Origin of the sequence: Cellvibrio fontiphilus (genome assembly GCF_042646205.1) — a bacterium.
GTDB classification, from domain to species: Bacteria; Pseudomonadota; Gammaproteobacteria; order Pseudomonadales; family Cellvibrionaceae; genus Cellvibrio; species Cellvibrio fontiphilus_A.
The window spans coordinates 86,588-107,875 of sequence record NZ_JBHRTF010000016.1; the positions used below are offsets into that span (position 1 = coordinate 86,588).

Below are 21,288 nucleotides of genomic sequence, written 5' to 3' on the forward strand. Positions count from 1 at the left end.
CTCTCACAAAGAGGGCGATGTTGTTTGTACTCGTCAAAAACATTTATCAAATGTAGAAATAACCGATTAGTGAGGAACTACAGTGGCAATTCAAACTATTAAAGTGCCTGATATTGGCGGCGCCGAAGGCGTTGAAGTAATTGAAATCTCCGTAAAAGTGGGTGATGTTATCGCCGAAGGTGATTCAATTGTCGTGCTTGAAACCGACAAGGCTTCAATGGAGATCCCGGCCGATAAAGCAGGCAAGGTTGTCGCTATTAAAGTGAATCTTGGCGATAAAGTTTCCCAAGACAGCTTATTACTCGAAGTAGAAACCGAGGGTGCAAGCGAAGCTGCTCCTGCGCCGCAAGCTGCAGCACCACAAGCGGCAGCCCCCGCTCCGGCAGCAGCTCCTGCTGCTAGCACTGCTGAAGTGCAAATGCTGGTTCCAGATATCGGCGGTGCAGAGGGTGTAGAAGTTATCGAGATTTCGGTAAAAGAGGGTGATGAGGTTGCCGCTGGTGATTCACTCATCGTTCTGGAAACCGATAAGGCTTCAATGGAAATTCCAGCGGAAGCTGCCGGCAAGATTCTTAGCTTAGCCGTAAAAGTGGGTGACAAAGTATCGCAAGGTGCACTGATTGGTGTATTGGCAACAGCCGGTGGTTCAGCACCTGCGCCAGCCAAATCTGAAGCTGCACCTGTTGCTGCCACTGCTCCGGCACCTGCCCCCAAAACAGAAGCAGCCAAACCTGCTCCAGCACCAGCCGCAGAAGTAGAGCAAACGGGTGACGTTTACGCAGGCCCTGCGGTGCGTAAATTGGCGCGTCAATTGGGTGTGGATATGGGCAAAGTCTCTGGTACTGGCCCACGTGGACGTTTGTTAAAAGATGACATTCGCGGCTATGTAAAACCTATTGTACAAGCCGCTCAATCCGGTGCATCGTTTGGTGGCTCTGGTATACCTGCATTACCGGTGATTGATTATTCCAAGTTTGGCGAAATTGAAATCGTCAAAATGAGCAAAATCAAGAAATTGACTGCCGAAGCTATGACGCGCAGCTGGTTGAATGTTCCGCGTATCACCCAATTTGACGATGCTGATATTACCGACCTGGAAGCTTTCCGTAACAGCATGAAAGCCGAGGCGGAAAAGCGCGGCAGCAAATTGACTCCACTGCCCTTTATCGTAAAAGCCGTGGCTGCTGCGTTGGTGGCTGAACCTTCATTCAATGTATCCATGCACCAGGACGGTGAGAGCATTGTGCATAAAAAGTTCGTCCACATTGGTATCGCTGTGGATACACCGAATGGCTTGCTGGTTCCTGTGGTACGCAATGCAGACAAAAAAGGCTTGTTCGAATTGGCCGACGAGATCAACGTGCTCGCCAAAAAAGCGCGCGATGGCAAACTGACCCCAGCTGAAATGCAGGGTGGTTGTTTTACCATTTCCAGCTTGGGCGCTATGGGCGGTAATGGCTTTACCCCAATGGTTTCCGCACCAACTGAAGTGGGTATTTTGGGCGTGTCACGTGCGCAAATGAAACCTGTTTGGAATGGCAAAGAATTCATTCCACGCAATATGTTGCCACTGTCGTTGTCCTACGATCACCGCGCTGTTAACGGTGCGGATGCCGGTCGTTTTATGACTTATCTGGTATCCGTGATTGGTGATTTGCGTCGCCTGTTGTTGTAATCCAGTGCAGTAAATGAGTAACACAGAGGGTCAGCAAATGCTGACCCTTTTATTTTTACAATTTGGTCTAGCGAGACAAAAAAGATAAATATCCCTCGCTTGTTTCATCACTCCTCTTTGTTGTTAATTCGGCTATTTGGTTTTGTTCGGTCACTTCATTTCTTTGTATGAGCGATATAACAATGAACCTAATCGATAGAATTATTTTTGTAGCCTGCCTGATGTCACTAGTTGGTTGTCAAACTATTACCCAGGTTAATGACCCATCTAATACCTATACCCCTGAAACTACCTATCAAAAACTCGTTGGCGATTATCCATTCATTGGTATTGCCAGCAGTTCGGTCCCTGAATCGGTAATGGAGATAAAAAATATTACCTACCAGCGTTATGGCAAGCGTGCACTGCAACTGGATTTATATTTACCTAAACGACCAGCAGCGAGTTCTGTGTCTGGCATTGTGTTGGTTCATGGCGGTGGTTGGCGCTCGGGTTATCGCACCAATTTTACACCTATGGCCATTGGGCTTGCGGAACGCGGTTATGTTGCTGCCACTATCACTTATCGTTTGTCGGATGAAGTGCAATATCCTGCAGCCATTCATGATGTAAAAGCCGCTATTCGCTGGTTGCGGAAAAATTCAAAAAAATATGGTGTCAATCCAAATCAGATTGCAGTGGCGGGCGGCTCTGCCGGTGGTCAAATCGCGAGTTTGGCCGGCGTAACAAAAGGATTGGAAAAGTTTGATCCGCAAATGAAACGCTCAGCGGTTTCCAGTGATGTACAGGCGATTATTAATATTGACGGGCTCTCTGATTTCACTTCGGAAGCTGCACGTTTTTATGAAGATGATCCGCGTAAAAATCCATCGGCAGCGGGCGCTTGGTTTGGCGGACGTTACGCTGAAAAACAAGATTTGTGGCGTGAGGCATCGCCTATTTTTTATGTCGATAAAGATACGCCGCCAATATTATTTTTAATCAGTGCCCAGCCACGATTCAGTCTCGGGCATAAAGAAATGATAGAAAAAATGCGGCCTATGGGAGTTCCTTATCAGGTTTCGCAGATTCCGGATTCACCTCACTCCTTTTGGTTGTTTGATCCTTGGTTAAAGCCTTCTGTTGTGATTATTCATGAATTTTTACTGCAGCAATTTTCCTGGACGAAATAGTTTGTTTGTCAGTTTTTCCAAAAAAGTAAATGCCGGAACCATGGACAATACTTTTTGCCGGCAACAACTAGGCAGAGGCCTACAATCACTCCCGTGGCGTTGGCGATTATGTCAGCGCCGCTAAAGGTGCGCGGTGGATTGAAGTGTTGGGCAATTTCAATCGCAATTGAGTAAAGCACTAACAACAGTGCTTGTTGCCAATAGGGCCAGCGAGGGCGAGCGAAACTAATGGATATTGCTGCGACAGCGTAGCCCGCAAAATGCATTAATAAATCATTGAAGACGGGAACTGATTTTTCTGGATGAGGCGTTAAGCCCAGATAAGTGTAGATAACCAAAAGAAAACAAAATTGGATTACACACAAAACACGCCATGCCATAGTTTGTACCTGCCACATTCAACAGCGCCAGAGAATAACAGGTTTTTCAGTTGCAGGAATTGAAGCGGCTATTTGACTAAAGGGACCATAGGTTCGGCGGCGTATAAATCCTGTGGGGTATTGATGTTGAAAAAAGGATCGTAATCAGCTGCACCAAAGTTAACTTCTACGGTATGTTGAGCTTCAATCCAATCTTGAAGGCGAGGAACTTGTTCCTGCGATAATTGCTGCGCAAGAGCGTCTTTCAAAGAAATGTGCCAGAGTGCAAAAGTCGGATGCCTGCGCTCCAGAGAGCTGGCAACTGCAAGGAATTTATCCTTAGTGGTTGCCGCATTCAAAAGCTTTTCTACCAGGTCTGAAGGAAAGAATGGGGTGTCAGACGCAAAACTCATTAACCACTGTGTATTAGGGGTATTGTTCTGCATCCACTCCAAGGCGGCATGAATCCCAGCCAGTGGCCCACGATTATTGGTGTAAATATCAGCAACTACTGGCAGGCGTGTGCGCGCAAAACGCAAGCTATTGCCGTTAGCACTAAGAATCAGTTTTTGGACTTGGGGTTGAGCACGATCAAGTGTGCGTTGTAACAAGGTTTTCCCCGCAAGCGGAAGTAGGCATTTGTCGCCACCGCCCATGCGTCGCGCCAGACCTCCTGCCAGAATGACTCCCACTACCGGATCGATATTGCTCATAAGTTTTACTGCTTTGGGTTCTTGCCTGGGATTGCGCCCTGAGAATTGGTTGTGGCGCATTAATCATCGTTGTAGCTTATGTATTAGTGTAGCTGGAGACCTTGATCATCTCCATGACTTTTGCTCTAAGAACCAAAACCTAACCTTTTAAACCGCTGAAAATTGTGTATGAGGTAAATTGCTTTTCCCCATGTGACAAGTAGTATGCCTACCCAATTGCTTTGAAGGAGCTGTTATGGAACTTAAACTCGATGATTTCCGACGTGAATACACTCAGGCTGGGCTGCATCGCACCGATCTGGCAGAAAACCCGCTGGAGCAATTCAGACAGTGGATGGAACAGACCATTAAATCGGGTATTCCTGACCCCAATGCCATGACCGTAGCAACAGTAGATCCCAGTGGCCAACCTTCACAGCGTATTGTGTTGTTGAAGCACCTGGATGATAGAGGCTTTGTGTTTTACACCAATCTTAACAGTCGCAAAGCACAAGAATTGAATCAAAACCCTAAAGTGAGTTTGCATTTCCCGTGGTATTTCCTAGAACGTCAGGTAAAAGTGTGCGGCATAGCTGAACCCTTAACTAAGGGGGAGGTGTTCAAGTACTTTATTTCCCGTCCGCGTGAAAGTCAGTTGGGTGCTTGGGCATCGCAGCAAAGTCGGCCGATTTCTTCACGCGCCTTGCTTATGCAGCAATTTGAAGCGATGAAAAATAAGTTTTCCAAAGGGGAAATTCCACTGCCGGACTTCTGGGGCGGGTTCCGGGTTAAGCCTCATCAAATTGAATTTTGGCAAGGCGGGCCGCATAGGTTGCATGACCGCTTCCAGTACAGTTTGCAAGAGGATGGCACTTGGACCATCACTCGTCTGGAGCCTTGAGTGTTAATGCGTTATGTACATGCAACAGCCGCGGGCGATGCTGATGTTTTACATTTAAAAGAAATGCCTATTCCTGTTCCAGCTGCTGACCAGGTGTTAATCAAAGTTTGTGCTGCAGGTGTTAACCGACCGGATATTTTACAGCGTCAGGGTTTGTACCCTCCGCCGGATGATGCATCTCCTCTGCTGGGGCTTGAAGTGGCAGGCGAAATTGCGGCCTGTGGCAAAAGCGTTTTCAATTGGCAGGTGGGGGATAAAGTCTGCGCTCTGGTCAATGGTGGAGGTTACGCGGAATACTCGCTTGCACCTGCAGCTCAATGCCTGCCTGTGCCAACTGATTTTTCTTTTGTGCAAGCAGCTGCTTTGCCGGAAACTTTTTTTACTGTGTGGCACAACCTGTTCCAACGCGCACAATTGCAGCCGGGGGAAACCCTGTTGGTACACGGTGGCGCTAGCGGAATTGGTGTTGCAGCGATTCAAATTGCCAAGGCCTTGGGCGCGTCGGTGATCGCCACTGCAGGAACATCGGAAAAATGCAGTGCCATAAAGCATTGTGGAGCAGAGGCAATAAACTATCGCACGCAGGATTTTGTCGCTGAAGTGAAAAAAATAACCCAGGGAAAAGGTGCTCAGGTCATTTTGGATATGGTAGGTGGTGATTACATCCAGCGTAATTTTTCAGCCGCATCAAAAGATGGTCGCATAGTTAACATCGCTTTTTTAAATGGTAGCAAGGTGATCGTCGATTTTATGCCCTTGATGTTAAAGCGACTGACGCTCACAGGCTCCACCTTGCGCGCGCAATCGTCTTCAGCGAAGGCTGTGATTGCAAGCGAATTGATGGAAAAAATTTGGCCGCTCCTCAACAGCAAAATCATTACACCAATCATCGATTCAGTATTTCCATTGCATGAAGTTGCCGCCGCGCATCGTCACATGGAGTCCAATCAACATGTAGGTAAAATTATTCTGGATTTAAATCATGAATAGCTCAGAAAGCCATCTATCTAAACAGCGACCACTGGATGGTGTACGAGTGATTGAGGTAGGGCAATTAATTGCAGGGCCATTCGCTGGTTGTATGCTGGGATATTTTGGTGCGGAGATCATTAAAATTGAACCGCCCGAAGGGGACGCAATTCGTAATTGGCGTGTATTGGAAAACGGAACTTCTTTTTGGTGGCGCAGCATTGGACGAAATAAAAAAAGCATTACTCTGGATTTAAAAAAACCGGAAGGGCAAGACATTGCTCGACAGTTAATTGAGCATGCTGATGTAGTTATAGAGAATTTTCGGCCTGGTGTTATGGAGTCCTGGGGGCTTGGACCTGAAGTTTTTAAAATCAGCAATCCCGGTTTGATTTATGCGCGTATATCGGGCTACGGACAAACAGGCCCCTACGCCAGCAAGCCAGGTTTTGCATCGGTCTGTGAAGGAATAAGTGGATTCCGTTATGTCAATGGTTTTCCTAATCAAGCGCCGGTTCGCCCCAATTTAAGTATTGGAGACACCATCTCTGGGATTCATGCGGCATTGGGTGTTGCACTTGCGTTGTTGCAACGCAATAACAGTGGCGCGGGGCAAATCGTGGATGTTGCGCTCTATGAATCCATGTTTAATTTAATGGAGGCCGTGGTTCCGGAATTTTCGGGTGCTGGTGTTGTGCGTGAACCATCGGGTACAACGGTTACTGGGATTGTTCCTACCAATACATATCGCTGTAAAAATGGAAAGTATGTCGTTATTGGCGGTAATGGTGATTCAATTTTTCAACGATTAATGCAGGTGGCCGGGCATCCTGAAATGGCAGCTGATCCACGCATGGCGAACAACGCCGGACGAGTACAGCATGAGCTGGAAATAGATAACGCGTTGGCTGCCTGGTGTATGAGCAAAGATGCAGATGAAATTTTGCAGCTTCTGGAACAGGCGCGCGTACCTGCCGGCCCCATTTATAGCGTAAAAGATATGCTTGCCGATCCACATTTTGTCGCACGCGGAATGTTTGAGCAGGTGGAAATAAATGGAAAACCTTTGCAGTTGCCAGCGATTGCGCCAAAGTTATCGCAAACACCGGGTGTAACCAATTGGCCTGGTGGTGATATCGGCAGTCATACCCTGGATATTTTGCAAGACGTGCTGAATTTTACTCCCGAACAAATCGAACATCTAAAAGCATCGGGTGTTATCTGATGAATTTCTAAAAAAGGATAAAAGTATGTCATTACCATCCGGTTTGTATCGTCATTACAAAGGCAAAGATTATTTTGTGTTCCAAGTTGCGCATCACAGTGAAACACGTGAACCTGTAGTTTTTTATCGCTGTTTATATGGTGATTATTCCTGGTGGGTTCGCCCTTTGGAAATGTTTACTGAGTCTATAGAATTTGCAGGTGAGACTATTCCGCGCTTTCGTTTTTTACGTGAGCCAAATGAAAATGAAATGGCGATGTTTTTAGCACCGCATCTGGATTATCAGCAATCGTGACTTCTTTAGATGAGCGCGACAATAGCGATTCGCTGTTAGCGCAGGATGAATATTGGATGAGCCGTGCGTTTGCGCTTGCCGCACAAGGTGAACAATTGGGCGAAGTGCCAGTAGGTGCCGTTATTGTTTGCGATGGACAGGTTGTGGGTGAGGGATTTAATCAGCCAATTACCAGTCATGATCCAACAGCTCATGCTGAAATTGTTGCTTTGCGTCAGGCGGCGCAACGATTACAAAACTATCGATTGGTTGGTGCGAGTATTTATGTCACCTTGGAGCCTTGTACCATGTGCGTTGGTGCTTTGGTGCACGCACGTATATCGAGATTGGTTTTTGGTACTTCCGAGCCGAAGGCGGGAGCTGTAGTCAGTAAGTCACAATTATTGGATAACAATTACTTCAATCATCGAGTGAGTTACAGCAGTGGTGTTATGGCGCGGGAATGTCAGCATCAACTGAGTCATTTTTTTGCGTTGCGTCGTCAGCAAAAACGACAAGAGAAAGAACAGCGCCTGAAATAAGAAGGGGCCGCTATGCGGCCCCTTACAGATACTATCCCTTAGTAGAAGTAGTCAATATGCTCGACATTCCCTTCGATTCCCTGACCGCCTTTCCTCCTGCGCTAGCGCAATCCCTTGATGTCTCCTGACATCGCGTCCCTAACAGGTGGGCGCATCCATTGACCTTTCTTGGCCAGATCACATCATTGTCTACTTCCTTGATGTGCTCATTATGCTGGCAGGCTGGCGAGTAGAATAGTCGCCAAAGACGCTATCTCTTGTGAGACATTGACTACACTGTATAACTTTAATATCTATTTGGGGCTTATTTAATAACTTTATAGCAGGGTACATATTCCCTACCGGGTAATTTCATCCGGTTATCACGTGCAAAGGAGGCCAATAGCTCATCTATGGGATGCATGATTTCTGGATCGCCGTGTAACTCGAAGTGGCCAAACTCTTCAATCGCACAAATGCCTTCTTCTTTCACGTTGCCTGCCACTATGCCCGAGAAGGCACGGCGTAAATTGGCCGCTAGCTGATTAACTGGTTGGTTTTTGTGAAGCTCCAGATTGCGCATGTTCTCATGGGTAGGGATAAAGGGTTGCTGTAAGTCAGGGCTGATCCGCAGCTGCCAATTAAAGTAATAAGCATCATCACTCTGCTTGCGGAATTCCCTGACTTTTTTGATTCCCTCTCTCATTTCTCTTGCCACTGCTTCGGAATCATTCACAATAATTTTGTAATGGGATTGCGCTTCAGCACCCAGAGTGTTGCCAATAAAACTATCGATATGGGCAAAATAATCTGCCGAGCTTTCTGGCCCGGTGAATACCAAAGGGAAGGGGATTTCCTTATTATCTGGATGCAAAAGTATGCCCAGAATATAAAGAATTTCCTCGGTGGTTCCTGCGCCGCCCGGGAATACAATAATGCCGTGACCCAGACGCACAAATGCCTCAAGGCGTTTTTCAATGTCCGGCATAATGGCTAACTGATTAACGATTGGGTTAGGTGCTTCAGCAGCGATAATGCCCGGCTCAGTGATGCCAATGTAGCGACCATTATTGATGCGCTGTTTAGCGTGGCCAATCGTTGCTCCCTTCATTGGGCCCTTCATGGCTCCTGGCCCGCAGCCGGTGCAAATATCAAGACTACGCAGACCGAGTTGATAGCCAACTTCTTTGGTGTATTCATATTCAACGCGATTAATTGAGTGCCCACCCCAGCAGACCACCAGGTTGGGGTCTAGACCTGGCTGCAACAAATTGGCGTTGCGCAGCATATGGAATACCGCATCGGTAATGCCCTCGGAACTGTTTAAATTAAATTTCGGATTACCTTTAATTTCATCATTGGTGTAAATCACATCGCGCAAAACGGTAAACAAATGTTCGCTAATACCGCGAATCATTTTGTCGTCTACAAAAGCATTGGCCGGCGCATTTTTAACCGCGAGTTTTATTCCCCTTTCTTGCTGCACAATACTGATATCAAAATCTTTATACCGTTCCAGCAATTCTTTGCCGTCATCCAAGTCATTACCTGTATTTAGTACGGCAAGAGAGCAGCTGCGGAATAATTTATAAAGTCCGCTTTGACTGGAGTCCAAGAGTTTCGCGGCTTCTATTTTGGAGAGCGCGTTCAGTTGGTCGATGGGTGAAATAAGTGCGTCTACCGTTTTATAAACACCGGGTTCGGTGAGAATGGGTTGATTTGGGTTCAGATTGCTCATAGTGTTCCTTAGCATCGGTGATGCGTTTGTTTGCCATCATATGGACAGCGGTAATTTTATTTTGTTATCCCTAGTGTAGTGCTAATTTCTCGGGAGTGTACTTTCTTGGGGCCTTGTCTGCTGATTTGGCATTTTTTGTGTGTTTTTTGATCTTCTTGTGGTTGAGTGAGGGGCAGATGGAATATTTATCCTGTGTGGAAATTGAGACTGGTAAGACTCCAGTTACTGCAAGTGTAATTTGGTTGCATGGCTTAGGTGCCGATGGTCACGATTTTGTGCCTGTTATATCAGAGTTGAATTTGCCGGATCATCTTGCGATTCGTTTTTTATTTCCTCATGCGCCCGAGTTGCCCGTAACGGTAAATGGTGGCTACTTAATGCCCGCTTGGTATGACATTCTGGAAATGAATTTGGAGCGCAAAATAGATTTGCCGCAACTGCTTGCCAGTGCCAAAAAAATACAAGCGCTGATAGAGCGGGAAATAGCGCGTGGTATTCCACCGCAGCGAGTTTTACTGGCCGGATTTTCACAGGGTGGGGCTGTGGCATACCAAGCTGGTTTGAGCCTCGATAAACCTTTGGCGGGTCTATTGGTTATGTCCAGTTATTTGGCAGGTCAAGCTAGTCTTGAAATCAATCCAGCCAACCAATTAACACCGATATTGATTCAGCATGGGCTTCAGGATCATATAGTCCCTGAGGTATTAGGACAGCGTGCTTTTCGCTTCTTGAGTGATAATGGTTGTAAGCCTGAGTATGAGTCTTATGCGATAGATCACAGCTTGTGCGCTGAACAGATTGAGTCGATTTCTCAATGGATTCAGCGCATTTTTAAACAATAATTATTCTGTTAGACAGGCGGGATCAAAGGTATAAACACCATCTAGCCAATTGATAATTTCCTGAGCATAGGGGTTGTCGCCAAATTGGCTGTAGCGCGTGCGCAAGTATTGCTGTTCTATATGGTTAAGGTTTTTTAAACCCTTATCTTGCAGTGTGTTTATATCTTCCGCTAAACATTGTGAAAACGCGTCCCCGCACAGTTCTTTGATTATGTGCGGGAAGATGTTGTCCGGTGAGTAAAGAGCTTGCTGAGAATAGGCAAGGGGCAAACTTGCCAATGGAATGCGTGAAAGCCACGCTTGGTTCATTGGGTTGACAGCGTGACCAGATAGTTTTCCCTCTAGCTGGCTGTGTGCTTTATTGAATGCTCGAAGCTGCAATAAATTGGATTTTACGGCGCCGTCATTCACCGGATAATTATCCCAAAGAAAAGGTTTTCTACCTATTAGCATTTCAACTTCTGATAAATGTTCATGGCTGTAGGCGTTAGAGCACACCTTTTCTCCGGTCCAAAATATATCGATATTTTTATCTAACTTACGGGAGAAAGTTTGCCAATAATTATCAGGCATGGTGCCAAATACTTTCTCAAGCACCGGATCAAAGCTGTAATAAGTGGGGCAAAAAATAATTCGTTTGGCGCAGCTCAGCTCTGCGGCTTCATGTACGATATCAATTTGGATGTCCGCTAGGCTGGGAATATCACCGCGCATATCATCAAATAATATGCAAAGAATATCGGGTTGCAGGTGATTGATTTGCTTGATGCGCTGTTTTAATTGTTCGCGTTGGTGGGTTTGATTGCCCAGATAAATTTCATGCGGACTAAGCCCTATGCCAAAGTTGATGTGCTCATCCGCATAAACGCCCCGCAGTTTGGATATTTTTTCTTTGGTTGTTGCTGGCCAATCTTCTTGCCAGATGCGCCGTAAGTGTTTGTCACTTTTTGGTGCATAGATATAAAAATCATAACCCTGATCAGCAAGAAATTCGGCGTAAGTTTCGCGCTCGCTCCATGTCCATTCGCGGCCAAAAAAACCTTCGATGATACCCAGAGGTGTTGAATATTTTTTATCCGTAAGCATGGTTGGTAACTCCGCGGCTGATATTTATTGCTGGTTGTAAATGAGCGGTTAATCTTTTAATTATGGAAATATTTGCTGCTTCTTTTTAGGTGTTTCTCGCGCACTTGGTTGTTGTTGAGAGTTTCCCACTTTTTTTAAAAGGGAGTGCTTTTTAATGCGCTCTACTGGGATTGGCGTTAATTGACACTCCATGGTCATCTGCCTATGATAGCGGCCTTTTCGAGTTGGGCAATTTTGGCGGGTTTTTGCAGGGATTTAGCGCAATTAAACCACTAATGTGCTGCATTATCCCAATGATTTTTTCATATAGGTTCGTGCTTTCGCATCTGAATTGCTCATTAATGCTGGTCTCTAGGATGACCTGTGGGTCCAAGGGTAAAAAGTAGGAAGCGCATCACTTCCATTTCTTGTGCAAATCCCGGATGCAGATGCAAAACGGTATCGGATTCTGCGGAAGGTTCCTCCGCAACAGGGGTAAGATTTTTACCGCTATCAAAACTAAAAAGTGGAACCAGTTTAAAAATCAACCGCCTCTATATTAGGTGCATCACCTATACAACATTGTTTGTGGAGTAGAAATGACCAAGCCTGACGTGCGCCCTACCGACCTGCCTTCGTGGAAAATACTTGAAGCCCATGCGGCGCAAATGAAAGACCGCCACCTTAAAGAATTGTTTGCCGAAGATGACAAGCGATTTAACAAGTTCTCTCTGCAGCTTACCCCCTTCTTATTTGACTACTCCAAAAATCTTATCACTGATGAAACGAAGGCGGCTCTCTTGGCTTTGGCTGAAGAGTCGGGTGTTGAGTCTTGGCGGACCAAAATGTTTGCTGCAGAGCATATAAATGCAACTGAAGATCGCGCGGTAATGCATGTGGCCCTGCGTGATAAATCAGTTGATCCGATTGTTATTGATGGTGTCGATGCTCGCCCGGCGGTAAATGCCGAGCTGGAGCGTATGCGCAAGCTGAGTGAAAAGCTGCGTTCCGGCGCCTGGCTTGGCTTTACCGGAAAAACTATTACCGACATAGTGAGTATCGGTATAGGTGGTTCTAATCTTGGGCCTCTGATGGTTTGTGAGGCGTTGAAAGCATACAGCGACAAGCGCTTTAATATGCACTTTGTTTCCAATATCGATGGTGTGCAGATCGCCGAGGTGTTGGAAGGCTTAAACCCGGAAACGACTCTATTTGCCATCTCCTCCAAAACCTTTACCACCCAAGAGACAATGACTAATGCGCGCACGGCTGAGCAGTGGTTTATGGCGGCAGCTGGCGATAAGACGGCGATTGCCAAGCATTTTGTGGCGGTATCTACCAATCGCAAACTAGTAACTGCTTTTGGAATTGCAGAAGAAAATATTTTCGACATGTGGGATTGGGTTGGCGGGCGCTTCTCTCTCTGGTCAGCGATTGGCTTGCCAATTGTATTGTCACTTGGCTTTGAGTTGTTCGACGAGTTGTTGCAAGGCGCTTACGCGATGGATCAACACTTCAAAACGGCTCCGTTGGCTGAGAATGCGCCGGTCATGCTGGCCTTGGTAGGGATTTGGAACCGTAACTTCCTCGGCTATCCTGCGCATGCGCTTTTGCCATATGATCAATGTTTGCACCGCTTTCCCGCTTATATGCAACAAGCGGAAATGGAGAGTAACGGTAAATCCGTTAATTGGGCGGGCGAACAAATCAGCTACGGCAGTGTTCCGCTGGTTTGGGGTGAAGTGGGTATCAACGGTCAGCATGCGTTTTATCAGATGCTGCACCAAGGTACAGATATCATTCCTGCAGATTTTATTGGCTCGGTTACGCCAAATCTTGTTGTTGAAGGGCATCACGATGCGCTGATGGCCAATTTCTTCGCCCAAACCCAAGCGCTGATGTTGGGCATAGACGCCAATCAAGTGCGTAGCGAGTTGACCGCAAAAGGTGTGAGTGCCGAGCGTATTGAAGAGATTGTCGAGCATAAGGTTCATCGTGGTAATCGCCCCAGCAATACCCTGTTGCTGAATAAAGTTGATGCCTTTTCCTTGGGGGCTCTGATTGCGCTTTATGAGCACAAAATCTTTGTTCAAGGTATCATTTGGCGCATCCACTCCTTTGATCAGTGGGGTGTCGAATTAGGCAAGGTGCTGGCTGCTGGTATCCAGCCGGAGCTGGATGTTAATAAGGCAACCAACACCAAGCACGATGCCTCTACCCGTAACCTGATCGACTATTACAAGCGCGCCAAGTCAGCTAGCTAGGCTGGCGCAATAACTACTCAAGCGCTGGGCAAAGTACCCGGCGCATCCACCGACAGGCAATAATGCCTGTCGTAGGTACGGCCCCATAGAGCAATGGTATCCACATGACTGAAGTGTTAAAAACTGATCCGCGACTTGTTGAAATTACTGAGCGAATCGTCGCTCGGAGCCGTGACGCACGTGCTGCCTACTTGGCGCGCGTAAATCGCTTCCGCAATACGGGGCCGGCGCGACATCATTTGGGTTGTGCAAACCTTGCTCACGGTTTTGCTGCCTGTAATAGCGAAGATAAGGCAGCCTTGGCTGAGGGGCAGGCCCCCAACCTCGGAGTAGTAAGCGCCTACAACGAAATGCTATCCGCTCATGTCCCATATGGTGAGTACCTTGAGCCAATCAAGGCTGCTGCTAAAGAGATGGGCATGACTGCGCAGATGGCAGGCGGTGTACCGGCTATGTGCGACGGTGTTACCCAGGGGTTCCCTGGCATGGAAATGTCGCTGTTCAGTCGCGACGTAATTGCCATGAGCACAGCGATTGCGCTGTCGCACGATATGTTTGATGGGGCAATGTGTCTGGGAGTATGCGACAAGATCGTTCCCGGTTTGATGATTGGTGCGCTGTCATTTGGTCAGTTGCCCATTGTTTTCATCCCGGCAGGACCTATGACGCCCGGTTTGTCCAACGCTGAAAAAGCCAAAGCGCGTCAATTGTTCGCGGAGGGTAAGGTAGGGCGCAAAGAGCTTTTAGCTGCCGAGAGCGCCTCCTATCACAGTGCTGGAACTTGTACTTTTTACGGTACTGCTAATACCAATCAGATGTTAATGGAAATCATGGGGATGCATCTCCCGGGCAGTACATTCATCAATCCCTATACCCCTTTGCGCGATGCGCTGACCCGCGCCCACGTACATCAACTGGCTCGCATTACTCAACCGGAAAACCGCGTTACTTTGTCCGACATAGTCACCGAAAAGTCGGTGGTTAATGGTATTGTCGGCCTTATGGCGACAGGTGGATCGACTAACCATGCCATGCATATTGTGGCGATTGCGCGCGCGGCGGGTGTTATTATCGATTGGCAGGATTTGTCTGACATTTCGGATATAATCCCTCTTATGTGTCGTATATACCCCAACGGACTGGCGGATGTTAACCGCTTCCAGGCAGTGGGTGGTATGGGCTTTTTGATCCGTGAATTGCGTGCTGCCGGCCTGTTGCATGATGATGTAAAAACCATCATGGGTGCTGAAGGTGGTATGTCCCATTACACCAAGGAACCTTTCCTTGAAAAGGGTGAATTGGTTTGGAAGGATGCTGTCGCTGAAAGCCTCGATGACTCAGTGTTGCGTCCCGCCAGCAAACCTTTTGCACCAGAAGGTGGTTTGCGTTTATTGAAAGGAAATGTTGGGCGTTCGGTGATCAAAATTTCAGCGGTCAAACCTGAGCATCGCAAAGTAACTGCGCCGGCGATGGTTTTTCACAGCCAAGAGGAGATGCAATCTGCATTTAAGCGTGGCGAGTTGGAAAAAGATTTTATTGCTGTAGTGCGCTTTCAAGGTCCCAAGGCTTGCGGTATGCCGGAGCTGCACAAATTGACTCCCCCTTTGGGGGTGCTTCAGGATCGCGGTTTTAAAGTCGCATTGGTGACAGATGGTCGCATGTCTGGCGCCTCTGGTAAGATTCCTGCCGCCATTCATATGACTCCTGAAGCTTTGGATAGTGGCGTGATTGGTCTGATCCAAACCGGCGATATGATCGAGCTGGATGCCGAAGCTGGTACCTTGAAGTTATTAGTGTCTGAGGAAGAGTTGACCAAGCGTCAACCGGCGCAATGCGATTTGACCAATGTCCATTATGGTATGGGGCGTGAACTCTTTGCTCCCTTCCGCGCCTCGGTGGGCTTGGCAGAAGAAGGAGCTACAGTGTTTAACTGGTAAGCTGTTAAACATTCTGACCCCGAACTTGTGTTCGGGGTTATTGTTTTAAAAACCTGCTGGAAAGCAACAAATTTTTTGTACCTATACCACTGTCCAGATTTATAAACAGGATTACCCCTCATGCTCGAAGCGTTTGATTTTGTTATTTTTGGAGGCGCTGGCGACTTGGCTTTGCGCAAGTTAATTCCAGGTTTATACCGCGCTCATCGCGAGGGCTCGCTTCCGCTTAATGCGCGTATTATTCCGACTTGTCGCAATACCCAAATGGTTGCTGAATACAAAGATAAAGTGCGTGCAGCGGCTGAGAAACACCTAAATGCAGACGAGTTTGTTGCGTCTGACTGGGAAAATTTTGCAGAACGCTTGTTTCCGGTCTTTGTGGATATAGGTACAAAAGATGAGCACTGGGATGCTTTGGCGCAATTGTTAAACAGCGGTGGTAATTCCCAGCGAGTTTTCTATCTGTCTACACCACCGTCGGTGTTTAGTATTTGTTGTAAACACTTGCATGAAACTGGTTTGATCACCGACAAAGCTCGTGTTGTAGTAGAAAAACCTTTGGGTTACGACGCAAAAACGGCAGAAGAAATTAATAGTCAAATCGCTGAATACTTTAATGAAGATGCGATTTTCCGTATTGACCATTATCTTGGTAAAGAAACAGTACAGAACCTCCTTGCGCTACGTTTTGCCAACGGTATGTTTGAGCATCTATGGGATGCAAAATCCATTGATCATGTGCAAATCAGTATTTCTGAAACTGTGGGCCTTGAAGGGCGTGCCAGTTTTTATGACGGTGCCGGTGCGCTGCGCGATATGGTTCAGAACCATATTTTGCAATTGCTTTGTTTGGTGGCGATGGAGTCCCCTAACAAGATGACGGCTGAACGTATTCGTGCCGAAAAATTAAAAGTATTGGAAAGTCTGCGCCCGCTGACTGGCAACACTGTCAAGTACAATACAGTGCGTGGCCAATATGTGGCAGGCGAAATGGATGGCAAAATGGTTCCCGGTTATTTGGAAGAGCTGGGCCAAGCTAGCAACACTGAAACTTTTGTTGCTATTCGTGCGTACATCGACAATTCGCGCTGGGCAAACGTCCCTTTCTACTTGCGTACAGGCAAACGTATGAAGCAGCGTTTTGCCGAGATCGTTATCCAATACAAAGATGTCGCACATCGCGTTTACCCCGAGTCTGCCGGTGCAGCAACACCCAACCGCTTGATTATTCGTCTGCAGCCAGAGGAAAGCATCAAGATCATTATGGTTTCCAAAGATTTGGAAAAACACGAAACGCATTTGCGTCCGGTAGTGCTTAACCTGAACTTTGCCGATACCTACAAAGATTTTTATTCAGATGCATACAAGCGTCTAATGCTGGATGCAGCCGCAGGCGACGCCAGCTTATTCATTCACCGTGCAGAAGTTGCCGCAGCCTGGGCTTGGATTGATCCAATTATCGAAGCTTGGCAGCGTCCTGAAAACAAACCCCATGGTTACATGGCAGGTAGCTGGGGCCCGCAGGCTTCAGCACAATTAATGGCGAGTGATCGTCGTCGCTGGTTCTCGATTGATGAAGTTCTCTCGGGAGCAGATCAGGAATGGTAACCGAACGTTTATTTGAAAACCGTGCAGAGATGATCGCCGCCTTGCAAGCAGAGTGTGAAGCTGCTCTGCGTACAGCAGTTGAGGAGCGCGGTGAGGCCACTTTCATGGTATCCGGTGGAAGTACACCGGAGCCACTCTACAAAGCATTAAGCCAAGTTGATTTGCCTTGGGAGTCTGTCTACGTTGCTTTGGTAGATGAACGCTGGGTTGATTTCGATCACGACAAAAGTAACGAGGCTTTCACCGTAAAACATCTAATCCAAAATAAAGCGGCTGTTGCGAATTTGGTGGGCATGAAAAATTCTGCCGAGACAGCGGCCCAAGGCCTTGATGACTGCGAAAGCGCCTACCAGCAATTGGCGCAACCATTTGATATCACCATTCTCGGTATGGGCTCAGACGGTCACACTGCTTCCCTTTTTCCGCATGCTCAGGGTTTGGCTGATGCATTGACGCCGGATTCTGGACAGCTTTGCGCAGCAATTATCGCCAAACAAAGCGAAGTGACGGGTGCTATTACCGAGCGAATGACGTTAACGCTTGCCGGTTTGTTGCGCTCAAAAGTGTTGGTGTTGTTGATCACAGGCGATGAAAAACTTGCCGTATTGCGTGCAGCGCAGGCAGGAAATGATGTCAGTGAGATGCCTATTCGCGCTGTTTTACAACAGCAACAGGTGCCTGTTGTAGTCTATTGGGCACCTTAATAGTTATTGGATTTTTGTGGGCTTTAGGCCTTGTGTTGAATTTTTTGAATTGAGGGACATGCCAGTGGCTTTAACTATTGATCAAATCGTAAAGATAGCGCCAGTTGTACCCGTAATGGTTGTTGAGCGTATTGAGGATGCGGTGCCATTGGCTACTGCACTTTATAATGGTGGCCTTAAAGTATTGGAAATCACTCTGCGCACCCCCTGTGCCCTGGATGCTATTACCGCGATGGTAGAGGCTTTGCCTGATGATGCGGTGATTGGAGCCGGCACAATTATTACTCCAGCTGATTTGGACAAAGCGGTAAAAGCGGGCTCAACATTTTTAGTAAGCCCGGGCACTACGCCAGCACTCATTGAAGCAGCTAAGGCTTGCCCTGTACCGCTATTAGCGGGCGTTGCCACGCCAACCGAAGCTATGAACTTATATGTTCAAGGGTTTACTCATCAAAAATTCTTCCCGGCTGAAGCAGCGGGTGGTGTGCCAATGTTGAAGTCTATTGCCGGCCCCCTGCCTCAAATTACTTTCTGCCCAACGGGCGGTATCGACTTGGCAAAAGCGCCAAGTTATTTGGCCCTGCCTAATGTGCACTGTGTAGGTGGCACATGGATGGCGCCAAAAGAACTGATGAAGGCCGGTCGCTGGGACGAAATTGAACGTCTCGCGCGTGAAGCAGCCAGCCTGCCACGTTAACTGATAATCCCCTGGGGGCGCATATATTGCGCCCCTGTGTTTTTTAATCCCAAGGACACAAGCAATTTTGTCCCTACAGCAAAAAGAATCAGCAAAGATTTATTTAGGAGAATGCAATGACTATTAGAGTGGCAATTAACGGTTACGGTCGTATCGGTCGCAATGTTTTGCGTGCGTTGTATGAATCAGGCAAGCGCGATCAAATCCAGATTGTTGGCATTAACGATTTGGGTGATGCTCATCTGAATGCGCACCTCACCAAATATGACTCTGTTCATGGTGGTTTTAACGGTAGCGTGAAGTTTGAAGGCGACACTATGTTCGTGAATGGTGATGCAATTCGTATCACTGCCGAGCGTGATCCATCCAAATTGCCATGGGCAGAATTGAATGTAGATGTGGTATACGAGTGTACCGGTATTTTCACTAGTAAAGAGAAAGCGGGTGCACATCTGACTGCTGGTGCTAAAAAAGTGATTATCTCTGCACCCGGTACTGATGTAGATGCCACGGTTGTGTTCGGTGTTAACCACAATGTATTGAAGGCGACTGATACCATCATTTCTAACGCTTCCTGTACTACCAACTGTTTGGCACCGGTTGCCAAAGTGCTGAACGATAACTTTGGTATCGTTCAGGGTTCTATGACCACCATCCACTCCTACACCAACGACCAAGTTCTGTCTGACGTTTTCCACAAAGACATCTACCGCGCGCGTTCAGCTACCCAATCCATGATCCCAACCACTACCGGTGCAGCCAAGGCGGTAGGTTTGGTATTGCCTGAATTGAAAGGCAAGATGGATGGTATTTCAGTTCGTGTTCCTACTATTAACGTATCTTTGGTCGATCTGAACGTACTGGTAGAAAAAGACGTAAGCGTTGAATCTATTAATGCAGCGATGAAAAAGGCGGCAGAAACAGAAATGCCAGGTGTTCTGGCATTTGTTGACGAGCCTTTGGTATCGATTGATTTCAATCACAACCCACATTCGTCCAATTACGACTCACTGCAAACTAAAGTTTACGGTAAGTGGGTGAAAGTGCTGGCTTGGTACGACAACGAATGGGGTTTCTCAAACCGCATGTTGGATAACACCATCGCATTGATGAATGCCAAATAAGAGAGCCTGTTATGTTAAGACGTACCAAAATCGTAAGTACTCTTGGTCCGGCATCTGAGTCGCCAGAAGTACTTGAGAAGCTTATTCTGGCGGGCGTAAACGTAGTTCGTTTGAATTTCTCGCACGGTTCACCGGAAGATCACAAGCGTCGCGCCGAAACCGTGCGCGCTTTGGCGGCCAAACACAACCGTTTTGTAGCGGTATTGGGTGACCTGCAAGGCCCCAAAATTCGCGTTGCACGTTTCGCCGAAGGTAAGATTTACCTGAAAGTAGGTGACAAGTTTGTGCTGGATGCCAGCCTTGAGCGAGACGTCGGCAATCAGGATCAAGTGGGCATCGACTACAAAGAACTCCCCAATGACTGCAAGCCTGGCGATGTGTTGTTGCTGGATGATGGTCGCGTAGTTTTGCAAGTGGACAAGATTGACGGTCCGCGCATTTATACCACCACCAAAGTGGCTGGCCCTTTGTCAAACAACAAGGGTATTAACCGCCAGGGCGGGGGGTTAACTGCGCCGGCGTTGACTGATAAAGATATAGCAGACATCAAAACTGCAGCTGAAATCGACGTGGATTATCTTGCCGTTTCTTTTCCTCGCTCCGCAGAAGATATGAACTACGCGCGCAAGCTGATGCTGGAAGCGGGCGGTCGAGCAGGGCTTGTTTCCAAGGTAGAGCGCGCTGAAGCTGTTGCCGACGATGAAACCTTGGATGACATCATTCGTGCTAGCGATGCTGTTATGGTGGCTCGTGGTGATCTGGGTGTAGAGATCGGGGATGCTGCTCTGATTGGCGTGCAAAAGCGCATTATTGCGCGTTCACGTGCGCTTAACAAAGTTGTCATCACCGCCACCCAGATGATGGAATCGATGATCAATAGCCCACTTCCTACCCGTGCTGAAGTGTTCGACGTTGCTAACGCCGTACTTGATGGCACCGATGCTGTAATGCTTTCTGCAGAGACTGCTGCTGGTAATTTCCCTGTGGAAACAGTAGAGGCAATGGTGCGTATCATCCTGGGTGCTGAAAAGCATCCTACGGCGAGTTTCGATAACTATCGTATGGATCAAGCTTTCACCACGGTTGATGAATCGATTGCCCTTGCTTCCATGTTTACCGCCAACCACCTGGATGGCGTCAAAGCGATTATTTCCTTCACTGAATCAGGTAGTACACCACGCTTGATGTCTCGTGTGGGTTCACAATTGCCAATATTTGCGTTCTCGCGTCATGTTGGTACTCAACGCAAAATGGCTTTGTACCGTGGTGTCCAGCCAATTGCTTTTGATACTGACAGTACGCCTTGTGCCGCGGATTTTACCCGCGCTATAAATTTGCTCAAGGCGCAGGGCGGTTTATCCGCAGGAGATCTTGTGATTGTTTCCAGTGGTGACACTAATTTGTTAGGTGGCACTAACACCATGAAGATCCTGCGTGTAGAGGATTAACTTTTTGGTGCTCAAAAAAACGGCAGCTCGGCTGCCGTTTTTTTTGCCCACAATTTATTGCAGGGGGAGTAAA

19 protein-coding genes are annotated in these 21,288 nt (G+C 47.4%); 15 read left to right on the top strand and 4 right to left on the bottom strand.

Annotated features, from left to right (window positions below; all coding sequences use genetic code 11):
• The first annotated feature begins 82 nt into the window (after window positions 1-82).
• Both aceF and ACFODX_RS17180 read left to right on the top strand, forming a co-directional pair.
• Window positions 83-1,675, top strand: coding sequence for a dihydrolipoyllysine-residue acetyltransferase (gene aceF, locus ACFODX_RS17175; RefSeq protein ID WP_378121421.1), 1,593 nt, complete (start codon window positions 83-85; stop codon window positions 1,673-1,675).
• A gap of 182 nt (window positions 1,676-1,857) precedes the next feature.
• Complete coding sequence (locus ACFODX_RS17180) at window positions 1,858-2,847, top strand: alpha/beta hydrolase fold domain-containing protein (RefSeq protein WP_378121423.1); 990 nt, start codon at window positions 1,858-1,860, stop codon at window positions 2,845-2,847.
• A gap of 8 nt (window positions 2,848-2,855) precedes the next feature.
• On the opposite strand, the gene ACFODX_RS17185 is transcribed toward ACFODX_RS17180, so the two are convergent.
• Window positions 2,856-3,227: a VanZ family protein gene (locus ACFODX_RS17185; protein WP_378121425.1), complete on the bottom strand. Its 372-nt coding sequence runs from the start codon at window positions 3,225-3,227 to the stop codon at window positions 2,856-2,858.
• A gap of 68 nt (window positions 3,228-3,295) precedes the next feature.
• A complete protein-coding gene (gene mobA / locus ACFODX_RS17190; protein ID WP_378121427.1) occupies window positions 3,296-3,919 on the bottom strand; it encodes a molybdenum cofactor guanylyltransferase MobA in 624 nt (207 codons plus the stop codon).
• A 235-nt stretch (window positions 3,920-4,154) separates the two neighbouring features.
• Here mobA and pdxH point away from each other — a divergent pair, with 235 nt between their 5' ends.
• Genes pdxH through tadA form a run of 5 tightly spaced genes read left to right on the top strand, consistent with a single transcriptional unit; the run spans window position 4,155 to window position 7,809 of the window.
• Entirely contained in the window at window positions 4,155-4,799 is a 645-nt protein-coding gene (pdxH, locus tag ACFODX_RS17195; RefSeq protein WP_378121429.1) for a pyridoxamine 5'-phosphate oxidase, read from the top strand.
• Window positions 4,800-4,805: 6 nt separating this feature from the next.
• Window positions 4,806-5,789 (top strand): NAD(P)H-quinone oxidoreductase, encoded by a 984-nt coding sequence (locus tag ACFODX_RS17200; RefSeq protein WP_378121525.1) that lies wholly within the window; start codon window positions 4,806-4,808, stop codon window positions 5,787-5,789.
• Complete coding sequence (locus tag ACFODX_RS17205; protein WP_378121431.1) at window positions 5,782-6,993, top strand: CaiB/BaiF CoA transferase family protein; 1,212 nt, start codon at window positions 5,782-5,784, stop codon at window positions 6,991-6,993. The genes ACFODX_RS17200 and ACFODX_RS17205 overlap by 8 nt, the downstream gene beginning before the upstream one ends.
• 25 nt (window positions 6,994-7,018) lie before the next feature.
• Window positions 7,019-7,288: a DUF1653 domain-containing protein gene (locus ACFODX_RS17210; protein WP_378121433.1), complete on the top strand. Its 270-nt coding sequence runs from the start codon at window positions 7,019-7,021 to the stop codon at window positions 7,286-7,288.
• Window positions 7,285-7,809: a tRNA adenosine(34) deaminase TadA gene (tadA, locus tag ACFODX_RS17215; protein WP_378121435.1), complete on the top strand. Its 525-nt coding sequence runs from the start codon at window positions 7,285-7,287 to the stop codon at window positions 7,807-7,809. The genes ACFODX_RS17210 and tadA overlap by 4 nt, the downstream gene beginning before the upstream one ends.
• A 304-nt stretch (window positions 7,810-8,113) precedes the next feature.
• Here tadA and ppnN read toward each other — a convergent pair whose 3' ends face one another.
• Window positions 8,114-9,526 carry a nucleotide 5'-monophosphate nucleosidase PpnN gene (gene ppnN / locus ACFODX_RS17220; RefSeq protein ID WP_378121437.1) on the bottom strand — a complete coding sequence of 471 codons (1,413 nt, stop codon included), beginning with the start codon at window positions 9,524-9,526 and terminating at the stop codon, window positions 8,114-8,116.
• A 176-nt stretch (window positions 9,527-9,702) separates the two neighbouring features.
• On the opposite strand from ppnN, the gene ACFODX_RS17225 reads away from it, so the two are divergent.
• Entirely contained in the window at window positions 9,703-10,368 is a 666-nt protein-coding gene (locus ACFODX_RS17225) for an alpha/beta hydrolase (protein ID WP_378121439.1), read from the top strand.
• On the opposite strand, the gene ACFODX_RS17230 is transcribed toward ACFODX_RS17225, so the two are convergent.
• Entirely contained in the window at window positions 10,369-11,454 is a 1,086-nt protein-coding gene (locus ACFODX_RS17230; RefSeq protein ID WP_378121441.1) for a beta-N-acetylglucosaminidase domain-containing protein, read from the bottom strand.
• Between the two features lie 578 nt (window positions 11,455-12,032).
• On the opposite strand from ACFODX_RS17230, the gene pgi reads away from it, so the two are divergent.
• From pgi to pyk, 7 genes are all read left to right on the top strand, one after another.
• Window positions 12,033-13,697 (top strand): glucose-6-phosphate isomerase, encoded by a 1,665-nt coding sequence (pgi, locus tag ACFODX_RS17235; protein WP_378121443.1) that lies wholly within the window; start codon window positions 12,033-12,035, stop codon window positions 13,695-13,697.
• A 104-nt stretch (window positions 13,698-13,801) separates the two neighbouring features.
• Entirely contained in the window at window positions 13,802-15,634 is a 1,833-nt protein-coding gene (edd, locus tag ACFODX_RS17240) for a phosphogluconate dehydratase (RefSeq protein WP_378121445.1), read from the top strand.
• A 120-nt stretch (window positions 15,635-15,754) separates the two neighbouring features.
• Window positions 15,755-17,242: a glucose-6-phosphate dehydrogenase gene (gene zwf, locus ACFODX_RS17245; protein WP_378121447.1), complete on the top strand. Its 1,488-nt coding sequence runs from the start codon at window positions 15,755-15,757 to the stop codon at window positions 17,240-17,242.
• The gene (gene pgl, locus ACFODX_RS17250) at window positions 17,236-17,946 is read left to right on the top strand and encodes a 6-phosphogluconolactonase (RefSeq protein ID WP_378121449.1); all 711 of its coding nucleotides are present in this window, start codon (window positions 17,236-17,238) and stop codon (window positions 17,944-17,946) included. Before zwf ends, pgl begins: the two co-directional genes overlap by 7 nt.
• Before the next feature lie 64 nt (window positions 17,947-18,010).
• Window positions 18,011-18,643, top strand: coding sequence for a bifunctional 4-hydroxy-2-oxoglutarate aldolase/2-dehydro-3-deoxy-phosphogluconate aldolase (locus tag ACFODX_RS17255; protein ID WP_378121451.1), 633 nt, complete (start codon window positions 18,011-18,013; stop codon window positions 18,641-18,643).
• 116 nt (window positions 18,644-18,759) lie between these two features.
• Entirely contained in the window at window positions 18,760-19,767 is a 1,008-nt protein-coding gene (gene gap / locus ACFODX_RS17260; RefSeq protein ID WP_378121453.1) for a type I glyceraldehyde-3-phosphate dehydrogenase, read from the top strand.
• Window positions 19,768-19,778: 11 nt separating this feature from the next.
• Window positions 19,779-21,215, top strand: coding sequence for a pyruvate kinase (gene pyk / locus ACFODX_RS17265; RefSeq protein ID WP_378121455.1), 1,437 nt, complete (start codon window positions 19,779-19,781; stop codon window positions 21,213-21,215).
• The last annotated feature ends 73 nt before the right edge of the window (window positions 21,216-21,288 follow it).

Excerpts from the sequence above, each read along its gene's own strand:
- mobA (WP_378121427.1), bottom strand. The coding sequence starts at position 3,919 with ATGAGCAATATCGATCCGGTAGTGGGAGTCATTCTGGCAGGAGGTCTG.
- pgi (WP_378121443.1), top strand. The coding sequence starts at position 12,033 with ATGACCAAGCCTGACGTGCGCCCTACCGACCTGCCTTCGTGGAAAATA.
- ppnN (WP_378121437.1), bottom strand. The coding sequence starts at position 9,526 with ATGAGCAATCTGAACCCAAATCAACCCATTCTCACCGAACCCGGTGTT.
- ACFODX_RS17205 (WP_378121431.1), top strand. The coding sequence starts at position 5,782 with ATGAATAGCTCAGAAAGCCATCTATCTAAACAGCGACCACTGGATGGT.
- pgl (WP_378121449.1), top strand. The coding sequence starts at position 17,236 with ATGGTAACCGAACGTTTATTTGAAAACCGTGCAGAGATGATCGCCGCC.
- edd (WP_378121445.1), top strand. The coding sequence starts at position 13,802 with ATGACTGAAGTGTTAAAAACTGATCCGCGACTTGTTGAAATTACTGAG.
- ACFODX_RS17200 (WP_378121525.1), top strand. The coding sequence starts at position 4,806 with ATGCGTTATGTACATGCAACAGCCGCGGGCGATGCTGATGTTTTACAT.
- zwf (WP_378121447.1), top strand. The coding sequence starts at position 15,755 with ATGCTCGAAGCGTTTGATTTTGTTATTTTTGGAGGCGCTGGCGACTTG.
- ACFODX_RS17230 (WP_378121441.1), bottom strand. The coding sequence starts at position 11,454 with ATGCTTACGGATAAAAAATATTCAACACCTCTGGGTATCATCGAAGGT.
- ACFODX_RS17185 (WP_378121425.1), bottom strand. The coding sequence starts at position 3,227 with ATGGCATGGCGTGTTTTGTGTGTAATCCAATTTTGTTTTCTTTTGGTT.
- pdxH (WP_378121429.1), top strand. The coding sequence starts at position 4,155 with ATGGAACTTAAACTCGATGATTTCCGACGTGAATACACTCAGGCTGGG.
- ACFODX_RS17210 (WP_378121433.1), top strand. The coding sequence starts at position 7,019 with ATGTCATTACCATCCGGTTTGTATCGTCATTACAAAGGCAAAGATTAT.
- ACFODX_RS17225 (WP_378121439.1), top strand. The coding sequence starts at position 9,703 with ATGGAATATTTATCCTGTGTGGAAATTGAGACTGGTAAGACTCCAGTT.
- pyk (WP_378121455.1), top strand. The coding sequence starts at position 19,779 with ATGTTAAGACGTACCAAAATCGTAAGTACTCTTGGTCCGGCATCTGAG.
- gap (WP_378121453.1), top strand. The coding sequence starts at position 18,760 with ATGACTATTAGAGTGGCAATTAACGGTTACGGTCGTATCGGTCGCAAT.
- ACFODX_RS17180 (WP_378121423.1), top strand. The coding sequence starts at position 1,858 with ATGAACCTAATCGATAGAATTATTTTTGTAGCCTGCCTGATGTCACTA.